General features: G+C 47.2%; 8 protein-coding genes. All 8 read right to left on the bottom strand.

The window, feature by feature from the left end:
• Nucleotides 1-35 precede the first annotated feature (35 nt).
• Nucleotides 36-515: a Cys-tRNA(Pro) deacylase gene (gene ybaK, locus ACQ5DJ_RS03465; protein ID WP_429841196.1), complete on the bottom strand. Its 480-nt coding sequence runs from the start codon at nucleotides 513-515 to the stop codon at nucleotides 36-38.
• Nucleotides 516-630: 115 nt separating this feature from the next.
• Entirely contained in the window at nucleotides 631-2,208 is a 1,578-nt protein-coding gene (locus tag ACQ5DJ_RS03460) for an ABC transporter substrate-binding protein (RefSeq protein ID WP_429841195.1), read from the bottom strand.
• Nucleotides 2,209-2,567: 359 nt separating this feature from the next.
• Nucleotides 2,568-2,858, bottom strand: coding sequence for a hypothetical protein (locus tag ACQ5DJ_RS03455; RefSeq protein ID WP_429841194.1), 291 nt, complete (start codon nucleotides 2,856-2,858; stop codon nucleotides 2,568-2,570).
• A 24-nt stretch (nucleotides 2,859-2,882) separates the two neighbouring features.
• Nucleotides 2,883-4,541 carry a hypothetical protein gene (locus ACQ5DJ_RS03450; RefSeq protein ID WP_429841193.1) on the bottom strand — a complete coding sequence of 553 codons (1,659 nt, stop codon included), beginning with the start codon at nucleotides 4,539-4,541 and terminating at the stop codon, nucleotides 2,883-2,885.
• Between the two features lie 2 nt (nucleotides 4,542-4,543).
• Nucleotides 4,544-8,011 (bottom strand): DUF4132 domain-containing protein, encoded by a 3,468-nt coding sequence (locus ACQ5DJ_RS03445; RefSeq protein ID WP_429841192.1) that lies wholly within the window; start codon nucleotides 8,009-8,011, stop codon nucleotides 4,544-4,546.
• 19 nt (nucleotides 8,012-8,030) lie between these two features.
• Entirely contained in the window at nucleotides 8,031-9,170 is a 1,140-nt protein-coding gene (locus tag ACQ5DJ_RS03440) for a VWA domain-containing protein (protein WP_429841191.1), read from the bottom strand.
• Complete coding sequence (locus tag ACQ5DJ_RS03435) at nucleotides 9,155-11,557, bottom strand: DUF5682 family protein (RefSeq protein WP_429841190.1); 2,403 nt, start codon at nucleotides 11,555-11,557, stop codon at nucleotides 9,155-9,157. Before ACQ5DJ_RS03435 ends, ACQ5DJ_RS03440 begins: the two co-directional genes overlap by 16 nt.
• Nucleotides 11,518-12,618, bottom strand: coding sequence for an ATP-binding protein (locus ACQ5DJ_RS03430; protein WP_173628577.1), 1,101 nt, complete (start codon nucleotides 12,616-12,618; stop codon nucleotides 11,518-11,520). Before ACQ5DJ_RS03430 ends, ACQ5DJ_RS03435 begins: the two co-directional genes overlap by 40 nt.
• Between the last annotated feature and the right edge of the window lie 96 nt (nucleotides 12,619-12,714).

The raw sequence follows: 12,714 nt of genomic DNA, 5'->3' as shown, positions 1-12,714 counted from the left end.
AAAAAGGCCACAGCTAATGCCGTGGCCTTTTTACTTTAGATTGCAGATACATCTGCTAAGGAGCCTTTCGTTGCTTGTAACAAGCCCTCTACTGCCATCTCGATCTGGACGCCAATGTTTCCGCCACTGACAATGATCGTCTCTAGCGATTGTGCTCGTTGATCGATCACCGTCGGAAACAACCTCTTCATCCCCACTGGCGAACATCCACCACGAATATAGCCAGATACTTTGGTGATCTCCTTCACGGGAATCATCTCGATCTTTTTCTCTCCGACTGCTTTGGCCGCTTTTTTGAGATCAAGCTCAGCTTCAACGGGAATGACAAACACATAATACGATTTGCTCGTCCCTTGCGAAATCAATGTTTTATAGACAACATTCTCTTCGCGACCGATCTTTTGGGCGACAGCGATTCCGTCGATTTTTCCATCATCCGTCGCATATGTCAGCATGGTGTATGTGATTTTTTCTTTATCCAATATCCGCATTGCATTCGTTTTTCCTTGCTTCACGTCATTCCACCTCCGCTACACGCTGGTCAACAAAATATAATCTATCTTAGGCGATGGCGTTCTACTTTTCAACCAAAATACGCCACTGACATAATCATGTCAGCGGCGCCTCGTATTATTGAATCGTTACTTCGTCAATCTCGATATGGCCTGCAGGGCTAATCCATACACCCTGTACATTCTTTTGAATCGCGGCCAAGTTCTCGGAGAATCGGAACGGGATAAGCGGAGCTTCGTTCATTTCGATTTGTTGTGCTTTTTCATAGATTTGTTTGCGTTTTTCTGCGTCAGGTTCTCTGCGTCCTTCGTCAATCAGCTTGTCCACTTCTGGATTGTTGTAGAAAGAATGATTACCAGGTGCGCCATGTGCTTTCGAGTGATACAGGTTCGCTTGGTTGTAATCGGGATCGCCCGTAGCATTCCCCCAACCACTCATGAACAGGTCTGTCTCCCCTTTGGATGCTGCTTCGATATAAGCCCCGAATTCCATGACATCCAGTTGCAGGTCAATACCGATTGGCTTCAGCTGTTGCTGCAAAACCTCGGCTACGCTAATCCGTGCTTTGTTGTCATTCAACGCGATTTTTGCTTTGAAGCCGTTCGGATATCCAGCCTCTGCGAGCAATTGTGTGGCTTTCTCGACGTCATACGGAATGTCTTTTACATTCGGGCTGTACCCAACCATCGCTGGTGTAATCGAGGAGTGAGCTGGCGTTCCCACACTGTTGTAAACGCCTTCAATTATGGTCTTCTTGTCGATTGCGTGGGCAATGGCTTGACGGACACGCACATCATCAAAAGGTTTTTTCTTTGTATTCAATCCGATGTGATCGACAGAGAACCCAGGGTATCGACCCAACTGCATCGATGGAGAATTTTGCACGCGATCGATGTCTGTCACAGGCAGGTTTTCTGCCACTTGAACTTCTCCTGTCTCAACCATCGCTAGGCGAGTCGTGTCTTCTGGCACAGTTTTGAAAACGACTTTATCCAGGTTTGGTGTACCACCATAATAGCTATCGTTTCTTACGAGAACTACTTCTTGGCCCGGCGTCCATTTTTCGAATTTGTACGGGCCCGTACCGGTTGGATGCTTGCTCAAATCTTTTCCATATTGTTCAATGGCTTTCGGGCTGATGATGCTTCCCTCCGCACTCGCCAAAACTGACAAGAGCGGTGCGTACGGGTAATTAAGAAGAAACTGTACGGTATACTCATCTACTACTTTCACTTCTTTAATTGCTTCAAACATATTAATCCGACTGGAGCCAACGGCAGGGTCCTGAACGCGAGCGATTGTTGCCTTTACCGCTTCCGCATTGAATGGTGCGCCATCATGGAACGTCACGCCTTGGCGCAGCTTGAACTCCCACGTCAAGTCATCGAGCTGCTTCCACTCACTTGCGAGAGATGGGACGTATTTGCTTTCTTTATCCATGCGGACAAGCCCTTCGTATACTTTGTGATGAACGATTGCTGCTGAAGGGATTTGGGACAGGAAATGCGGATCGAGGTTGTTCGCATCGGACAGACGAGCGATGACGAGAGTTCCTCCTGTTTTTCCAGCTTCCGCAGTACCCCCTGCTTGTCCAGCGCTAGTGGACGCATCCTGCCCCGACGAACACCCTGCCAAAGCCGCAGATACTGCGATTGTCATGGCAATTAGCGTGTGATAAAAGCTCTTCTTTTTCATCTGTGTTCCCCCAATTCTAGTTGCAAATATTTTACCATTCAAACATATTTTATTTTAGACAATATTCTGTCATTATATTTTCATTTTGTTTACCTTTATTTTCAGTTTCTTTACAACTTTATTTATAAACAAAAAACTCTCCCCTATGGCAGCGAGAGAGTTGTTCAAAGATTAACTGAAAAATTCACTTTTTAACAGCCCATATTGAAAATTCTCCAGAAAAAGGATAGCACAGGTTGAAGGAGGACGACCATCCATTGATCGAAATGTCTAAGCGAAAGCCCCTTGTGAGCAACTGACAGGAAGCAAAAGAAAAAAGAGAGACTCTTCAAGAATCTCCCTTTCTTCACTAGCTCCTATTATAATGATCGAGTCATAGGCTTTTTCATCATATTGACGTACTGCACCACATACAAATACTGCTGCGTTAACAATTCCGCATCCGCTTTTACTTCCTGCAAATAGCGATTGCCCTCCACTTGTAGGTCTTCGATCAATGAGGCGAGGAAGCTCATATCGTATTCGGCCGCGAGCTCTTGCAGCTTTTTCAGCTCCTGTAAATCTTGCCTGTCAAGCTTATGGATTCCTTTGAGTAACAAGCGTTCCTGCCAATCAGTCAGCTTTTCGGTAAAGGAATATAACTCCTCCATGATTGTATGTCCACTCCCTCACCGTTATAGGTCTAACTTAAAGCTCGTCAGCGATTTGCCCTGCATGATGCTGATCGGATAAAGCCCATCTGCTATTTTTTGCACAAGCAAATACACATCGCGCAACTCTAGCAGCCGTTTGTTTTGTTCGAGATGACGTATATTGCGGGCGAATTCCCCCTGATAGGAGATGCTCAATTGGAGGGAATGACTTTGCTCGTCTTCGATCGTCAAAATCAACTGCTGCGCCTTCTGATCGAATTCGACTTGATTGAACTTGTTCGCTTTCAATATAAAAATCGAGTCCAACGCAGTCTCAAACATATCGCCTGCCGGGTCCTTCCAGTCACTTGACCAGTCGCCAACGAGCACCTTGCCGAGATCCAGCTCTTCGATATTATCCCTGGGAACGATGGTTAGCCGCGTCTCTTCACTGGAAGACAAGCGCTGCTCCCGATTCGTCTTCGCCTGTGTCAGGATGACCTGTGAATGAGAGAGCTCCTCCATGGAAATCAACTCGCCCCAGGGTACCTTGCCTTTATAGCTGTCCTTGAAGGAAAAGGATATGCCTTCATAATACACGGGGCGCGCCTCTGTATACGTGTAGATGCGCTGATCAGAGAGCGAATAAAAGTAATACGTAATCCCCTTGTACCCTGACCGCGTCTCCCATGGATTTGCTCCCAAAGCATACAGACTTAACTGCGGAACCATATGGTACTTACTTTTAAAGCTGCCAAGTAGCTGCTTTTTCGCTTCGGTGTGATCGGTCTTCTCTAGGGCAAGCAAACTCAGATACACCCGGGAAAGTCGATCGAGCAGCGCTTCCGTTGAAAACTTGACATGACGCTGAAAAAATAAGTTCAGCTCCCCATGAATGCCGCGAATATCCTTTTCCACGCGGGGTAGATTGCCGTTATGCGCAGCAATAGCAAGCAGCTCCAGCCGTGAACAAATCGTCTGGGATAGCTTCGCCAAGCCAATGCCAATAATCTCTGCGATCAGCGATTTGGCTTCCGCTACGACATCTGTTTCGTAGCTGACATCAGTTACGGATGCTTGTAACTGCTCACGATCCTGTAGCTGATGCATGGCCCGATAGCGTAAAATGACCTCCAGCTTGTGCAGACAATTGCCTTTCGCCTTGCAGCTACACATGCTCTTCCCGATCTCCGATTCACTGTCAAAAGATACGGATATATCTTGGGTGCGCAATGTCATGGTTAGAAAGGATGTTTCAACGACCTCCATCTCCTCGAAATAGTCGAGGCGAAACAGCACTTCTTCCAGCTGAGCTGGGGTAAAAGCCTTACTAATGTGAGTCGGCTGCAATTGCAAGAGCCAGCTAAAGTCAGGCTTGTAGGTCGCAAGCTCTTCCGCGGTCTCTGCTCCTGCTTGCAAATGGTTTTGAGCATAGTAGACGATGGAGATGATGACATGCTTGCATATCTTGTCAGATGGACATGAGCAGGAAAAGCGATTAATATCTGCATGAAGTCGGCATACGCTGTCATCTGACAGCGCACACTCGACGTAATCGTCCCCAAACTCGTAAGAAATGGTCATTCCTTTTTCCATTTCCTTGATGGAACGATTGTAAATTCCTTTGTTCGCGTATTTGATTAGATACTCTTCGTTGCACAGCGCGATAAACCGATGAAATTCTGATGTGAAATCCGCCATCGTTATTTTCCTGCTGCTCGCATGACATCATAAACGGTTTCGCTGAAAATGCGTGTTGGAATATCGGTGAGCTTCAGCCGATCCACTGGTTTGAAGTAAAAATGCTTGTACTCGGCATCTTTATTTGGATAGAAAGCCAACGCTTCCAGCTTCACATCCTCCATGCCCTCCCAATACGAAATGCTCGCCCCGCTGATTTTCAACTCAGCCACCATTCCATCATACAGCTTGTAAAACTCATAATAATAACCGGCATCGAGCGGCGTTCCTTTGACCCAGCCGAATTTCTCCATCATTTTCGCAAAAGCGGTAGGTGAATACGATTCAACAGGTAGGCGGAGCAATTCATTGGCTTTTATTTCTTCTTCCGTTGGCAGGAACGCTTCACGATTCAACTGCTCGAATGGCTGAGTAATTTCGTAATCTTCTAGCTGAGTACGCCAGCCGTTCAACTCCTCTTCATCCAGCTCCAGTGGGTGAATCAAACCAATGAGCTGCTCATCTGCCAACTCATATTCATCCTCGTCGACGGTGTTAAATGTTCCATCGTCCATATAGCGGAATGTATCTACGAGTTTTCCGTCCTCGTATACACCCCAGATGAGTCCAATTGCGAATTTTTGCATCAACACGTTCTCCACAAATAGACGTTTCCACGCTGCCGTTGACCAATAGCGTGATTTGGACAGGGACTCCTCCAGACGAAGAGATTGTACTTTCACCATATTTTTCAGGTCTTTTTTCAATTGAGCAAAAGTCAATCTCGCTTGTTCTGCCTTCTCCTGATCGTCTTTTGCGGACGGTGCAGGTAGATTTTTGACCGCTTTTCCTGTGCTGTCGTTCGTGACTTCCAGCTCTAGCTCGTTGCTGACTTTGACCGTGAAGGTGCGGTCGCCGTAGTCAAACACTTGCTTGCCAGACGCATCGAAACCAAGCGTGGTAACCAGTCGGTCTTCCAGTTCCATCGCGGAAATGTTCTGATTCGCAGCCGCCATGGACAGCGCCTCTTCTGCTGCTGATTTGACTTGCCTGTTTTTGATCGTACGCTTGATCTGGTCGATTAGACGCAGCGCAGTCAAATCATTCGAGAACGACAGAGAACGCACGCCCTCAGCAGCCAAAGCACCGCGAGAATGATCTGTCCAATCCTTAATCAACTGACCAATCGTATCGACTATACGTCGATCTCCGAAAGCGACGCAGAGCGGCATGATCCATTTTTCTTTGGCCACTGCTCCATTATCGAGCCATGTGCGCAAGACTTCTACGGTAAAGTCAGCAACAGATGCCGCCTGCAGAGATGGTTTCAAGTCAAGTACCAGCTGGTTTGGCGCTGTCGGGAAATCAATCGAAGCGGTTAGCATGTACTCCATTACTTCCTGACCTAGCTCGTTGCCGTCTTGGTCGCGAAGGACTGGCATGCGCTCCAGTGGCATCCATTTAATTCGTGTGAGCTTGCGCTTGTCGGTCAGATTGCCCAAATGGGTCAAGCTCGCATCTGGCCCTTGCTCCTCGGCATCGATAAATGTTTGCAGCAGCGTTTTAAATTTGCTGCTCTTTTCTGTTGTCAACAGCTCTTGGAAAATCTCCTTGTTATTGTCCAGGGAGCGAATCGCATCAAGCGCCATTTCCTTGACCTTTGCTTTTTTCTCGGTTTGATAGACGTGCAAATAAAGCTCCTTGTCTTTGGCTTGAAGAAACGCTGCACCAGCGAGGCCGCTCACTTTCTTCGAGCTGTCACCCAATCCGAGCAATATCGCTTGGTTGCGCAATTCCTCTGACAGCGTCTCCTTTGCTGCTAATAGGGTTTGCATCACAAACACGCGAAGCTCTGTATCCAGCTTGTCAAATTGAGCCAGACTCATTTCCGGATTCGCTACGACCAACGAACGATACACCTCTTCATTGACGTCTGTGTAATAATAGTGCATTTCCTTGATCGACAAAATCTGAAAGAAAAGTGTCTGAATATCTACAGCTTCGTCCTTCTGATATTGATCGATGATGGCGGCCAATCGATCCTGGAACGCATGAGCGAAGCACATATGGCCTACTCTGCGATTGGACTTGTCTTTGTATTGGCACATGAACGGAATCAGACGCGCAATAAACGGATGGTCCACAGGCAAGAAGCTCAGCAGGATCATCTGCTGCCTTACGAGTTGTAAGTCCTCCAGATGCACATGCTCGAGCACATCCTCTAGGACAGCTTTTTCATCCAAATAGCTCGCCAGCTTTATCGAGCCCTTCGCACGTCGCAGTGCGTCTTGAATAATCCCTTCCAAAGAAGGCTGGAAATCGGAGAGATCTACGCCTTCTGCCGCCAGTGTTTTGTGTAAGAATCCTTTTACCATCGGAATCGAAGCAAGCTCAAGCGCACGTCTTGATTTCGCTACGTCTTCCAGCACCAGTAGCTTCACTTGCTCCCAATTTGTCGGCGGGGATAGCAAATGCTCGCGCAGTCCCAGCAGTAGATCGTAAGGCTCCTCCATGTGCACGAGTCCAAACAGTCTCTTATCTTCGGACAAAATATCAAGCGGGAACATGTCAAAAAGGATTTGCAAGGTATTGTGTAGCTCCCGATCCATCTCCTCTTCCTTCTTCAGGAATGCACTGATCCCGCCTTTGACGTGAATGCGGAAGTACAGCAAGCTGATGACTAGCTCCATATAACGCTTCAAATGCTTCTGGTTCAAAAGGGAGCCTTCCTTGACCTGCTCTCCTGGATAATATTTATCTCGCAGCGCAGCCTTTTTCTCTTTGACGTATAAAGGGTACAACGACTCGTTGGTCAGCAAATTATTGCTCGAAAACTGCATGGTCACCACTTCTTTTGAAATGGTATGCAGCTCTTTTATATATTCGCGCGTATCACCTGTAACTAGGTAATAATAGATCGGCATCAGCTTTTCTTTTGCTTCCTCCAAAATACTCGGAGAAATCGTGTACGCATACGAAATGAAGAGCAAAAAATTTGCTCGATCAAATGTTGAGGAGTAATCACGGCTGATACTTGCACGATAATCATCCGCGGCTTTTAACAAAAATTCGCCAAACAAGGCAGGACCAAAATGCTCAGCCGTTTTTCTCACGGCCTCCAATGCTTTCTGATCTCTTGCACGGATATCTGCATCACTAATTTCCTTCATACTCTGCAATTCAATCTGGTCTAGGAAGCACTCATCCATCACGTTTTTCTTATCATAAAAACGGTTGCTAGCCTTGTAGATCAGCACAGCTGCTCGATAGAAGGCCAGCTCCTCGCCGCGTTTTTTCAGCTTGTCAAATTCAGATCGAACCGTATAGCTGTAAAACCGCGGGTCCTCTGCAATTGCCGGGCATTCGTCCGTGTCACCTGCAACGTAATCAGCGATTTCATCGTACAAATGTTTGTTTCGATCACTTGCACTGATAAACTCCTCCACAAATTTCTTGGTAACCGGATTCAGATCTGTCTTTCGTAAAACCATTCCTTACTCCTCCTTCTCTCTATTTGATAACCTTTCCAATCCATTGCGCGAGCTCATCAGGCGTGATCGCGGCGACATTTGCTCCCATATCGCTCAATACCCTTGCTGCATGCTGGTTGTACGTAGCGTTGCCCTCGAAATCTAAAGCCGTCAGCACTAAAAACTTGCAGCCTGCGTCTATAATTTCCTTGCTCTGGCGATACATTTCCTTGATCGGATAGCCCTCCTCCAAATCGCTGACGAGGATAAATATCGTCTTCGATGGATTTTCGAGCAGTGTTCTTCCGTATTTGAGCGCTTGGGCAATATGAGTCCCCCCACCAAGTTGCACACTCATCAGCACATCGACCGGATCATCCAGTCTAGCGCTCAAATCAACGACCTTCGTATCAAAAATAACCAAATGCGTCTTCAAGGCAGCGAGCTTGTAAAAAATACTTGCCATAACGGAGCTGTAAATCACAGAGTCCATCATACTGCCGCTCTCATCCACGACAATGACGATGTTCCATTTGTTGTGATGCTGGATATTACTGTGGAAATACAGCTCATCGATGATAAAACGGCTTTTTTTGCGATCGTAGTTTTTCAAATTTTTGCGAATCGTTTTATGCACATCCAGATTTTTCATCGACTTTGTATAGCCGCGTTTGTGGCGATTGCGTTTGCCGACAATGCTGGTCTGCACCTCATTTTCCAGCTGACGCCGCAGATCGTCTACGACCTTGCGTACAATTTCCTTTGCACTTTTCACGACCTCTCCTTTCATCCTGCCTTTAAATTGAAGGATGTTTTTCAAGAGGGTCATGTTGGGCTCCATGCTTTCCAACACTTTTTTGTCTGTCAACAGCTCTGTCATGTTATAGCGATCAAGAGCTTGCCGCTCGAGGATTTCTACCGTCTTTTTGGGAAACAGCTTGCGGATTTTATTTAGCCAGACGGGAACCGTCAATGCCGAATCTCCCCGGCCACCTTCTTTTCGATAGCCTTGCTCTTCCCCGTATTCACGGTTGTATAAAAACTCAAGAATCGAGTCTAGTTCCTGATAGGAAAACTCGGATGATTGATAGACTCCGCTGCCTTCCAATGATTCCTCGGCATGAGAGCCCAATAACAACCGCCAGCGGTTCAAGGCTTCGCGGCTCAAATCAGGTTCCATTTGGCAAACTCCTCCTTGATCGCTTGATCGAGCATGCGGGCATCACGCAAGGTACGCTCATCGATGACTGGATTCGTGACTTGTTCCACCGTCGTTTGGAAGAGAGCTGCCACTTTTTCCGAGAGCATACTAATTTCCATTGGACTAAAATATGTAAACGCCAATCGCAGTTCAGGCACTACCTGCAAAAAGTCGTCGTAGGCCAAGGTTGTAATCATCTGATGCAAATCGCGCAAGATTTCTTCTTGATGAAAGAGGTAGTCACGAGCCACGATAAAAACGCCATGTAAATACGCGGCGGTATGCAGCATTTGCTCAGGCGAGCCGAACATATAAGCACGCGCACGTCTGGAAATTTCTGCGCGTTCTATCACTTCGAGATTGCACAAGATGGCAACCACTACCCCCTCCAGTTTCGCGGGGAGCTTGTCGTTACGCAGCAATTCCAATAGTTGATCACTGAAAACCTCTCGGGAATCATCCGCCTGTCTCTTCTCACTCAGCATGTACAGGAATTTGAGCTGATCGGCCAACTCATCCAGTTCGTTGGGGTTCGGGTTTCCTTGCTCGACGATTTTGGTCACAGCTTGGTAATATACTTCTTCCACCAAGTTCTCCAGCCGTTCTGTCTCGATAAGACCGAACAACCGTTTTTGCTCCAAAAGAATCGTGAGTGTCTTCAAGGTTTTGCAAAGGGAGAGAAAATGTCCATCCTGCCTAACGGACTCTTCTACAGATTCAAAGAGCCTTTCCGACAACTCTTCCAATCCCATCACAACCGCCATCATAAGCCATTTTGCCAGCTCATGGCTCTGGTGCTGTGGCAATTCTTTTACCATATCGGCTAGCTTTTGAGCAGCTGCCTCCTTCACCGTCCCACCGTAGACCGAGCTCTCGATCAGACGGGCTTCGACGAAGGAGGAATAGCTGTAACGCCATGTTTCTCGGACAAGATTGACATTTCGGTTGTTCATCCAGTCTGGTCCGGTATCTTTCGTGCAAAATTCTGTGCCTAAGAACTGCATGCAGTGAAAAAACTGACTGGCTTCGCGATGTGACTTCTTGGCATACAGCTCTAGCACCTTCTGATTGCGCCCTGTTGTCGTGATCGCGAGCTTTAGCGATTTACATTTGTCTTTGCAATCGCGAACAATGGGCACATCCAGTGAATTTGGAGCAACCTCACCGATTCCGTCTCCTGTCAACAGCTCTCGTAATGTCTCGATCGGCTGTGAGGTTGCAATCGAACGCTCGCCTTTCGTAAAAGCAGAGAGAACAGAATCGATCAACTCATAGGCACCGCCCTCGGCCTTTTCCCGCATGACCGCCAAGCCGTTCATGAGGCTGTACGCTTCGATCGCATCCGCAGTCGATGTCGTTTCTCCTTTGTCACGCAGCCTTTTAAGCAGTTGCGGGAGGTACACCAAGGCGCTTTTCGAGAAGGGAGCACGCTCCTTTTTCTCTAGTGCCTTCCACACACTCTCGTAGTAATGAACGTACGGCATCCCGCTTGCGTATCCATTCAACTGATCTGCTTCCTGGTACGTGTAAACCATCGGGTATATCTTTTCTTCCTGCACCTTTTGTATCTTGTAGGAAGTCTTGCGTTCTTCGATGAGTCCGTATGTATGAAATCCCCCGGTAACCACGAGAATTCTCGCATGTTTTTGCTTTGCTTCTGCAATTTTTTGACGCATGTGCGCCTCGCGAATCAAATCGCCTTCTGCTTCCAAAGTGGCGTCATCATAGCATTTTCGAGACAGGTAGCAGTAGGCAAAGACATCCTTGACGAAATCCTGCGTCTGTTTGCGGATACCATCAATCTCAAAAACCTTTTCCCACAGCTCATCGAAGTTCCGGCATTTCATCGTCTGGCATAATCGCAGAATAAACTGCGAGCCTGCCAGCAGGCGCTCATCATGATAGGACAGCTTTTCATTCTTCTTTTTCAAATCATGGCCGTCTTCCAAGCTTTCCAGGCGACTTCCGTAGCTTAGATCAATGAAAGCAGCAGGTATCTGCCGGCGTTTTGCTTCGACTAAGGCCACATATTCCGGCGAATACAGAAGAAACGGAAAGTAACAGACGTATTTCTGCTCCCCTGAGGCGTACGCGTAATAAATGCTCACAGGAGGCTTCGTCCGTTCATCCGTCAAGATCGGAATGATATGATTGCTATGGTCCGGTCCTTCGATCAGAATGATTTCTGGTTGATACGCTTCAATCGTTTTTTTCAAATGAAACGCGCAGGCAGGACTATGATGACGAACTGGGAAATAGACGACCTGTTTGCTGAGGTTGTATACCTCTTCTTCGACGAATGATTTGATGAAGCGGTCTTGACCGTTTATTTGATCCATTTCTTCTCGTTGTAATATGTTCCCCATAGACCCTCTTCCTTTGCCCGTTCTTTGACCACTTTGGTAAAGTAGGTTTTCAGGATATTTGCGTCCTTTTGGTTTTCCTTGACGACCGCTCCCAGCATGTTCTGTACCAGTCGATCCATGGAAATTGGCCTGCCATCATAGTAATGGGACGTCATTGCACTTTGGACATAGACGGATACCGCTTCGGCTGTACTCATCACGGATTGAGGGGAATCGATTTTGAATCCTTCCTTAGTCTCACCCATACGCAGTTCCATGAAGGTCGTCGCCAATATCTCAACCACATCACGATCGATTTCGATGTTTACGCCACTTTGCTCCAGAATCACTTTTGCTTGGGATTCGATAATTTGTGCTTCCATTTTCACATGGTTAATCGGCGCGATTGTCTCGAAGTTAAAACGTCGTTTGAGCGCGCTGCTCATTTCATTGACGCCTTTGTCCCGCAAGTTCGCTGTTGCAATGATATTAAAACCGGGCTTGGCAAACAGGATGCCGTCTGACAGCTCGGGAATGTTCATCACCTTGTCGCTCAAAATACTAATCAACACGTCTTGAACCTCAAAAGGACAACGGGTAATTTCTTCGAATCGCGTAATAATCCCCTTGCTCATACCGGTGTATAGCGGCGAAGGAACCAGCGCTTGCAGCGAAGGACCTTTGTCCAGCAGCATCGCGTAGTTCCAAGAGTATTTGATCATATCCTCAGTCGTGCCAGCGGTGCCTTGGATCGTATTCGTGCTCGTACCGGAGATGGCCGCAGACAGCAGCTCAGACAACATCGTCTTAGCCGTTCCTGGTTCACCGACGAGCATCAAGCCGCGATTGCCTGCCAACGTGACGATCGCGCGCTCAATAAGCACATCGTCTCCATAGAACTTCTTCGTAATCGGTATACTTTCGCCCTCATAAGAGAGGGGTTCATCCGTTCCTAAAATAAAATCGCGCACAGCTCTCGGCGACATCAGCCAATTGGGAGGTTTTGTCCCTGTATCATGGGATCGCAGCGCATTCAGCTGTTTAGCATATAACACTTCCATAGGTGGCTTCATTGTTTCCATCCAAATGCCCACTCCATTTCTGGTTGTTCTTGAAAAATATGTATACCACTAAAAATGAAAACATATGTTTGTCAGGAAAAGAAGGGTATTTGTACC

Origin of the sequence: Brevibacillus sp. FIR094 (genome assembly GCF_050477165.1) — a bacterium.
Lineage (GTDB): Bacteria > Bacillota > Bacilli > Brevibacillales > Brevibacillaceae > Brevibacillus.
Note: the sequence above shows the minus strand (reverse complement) of the source record. Positions and strands in the feature narration are given on the sequence as shown.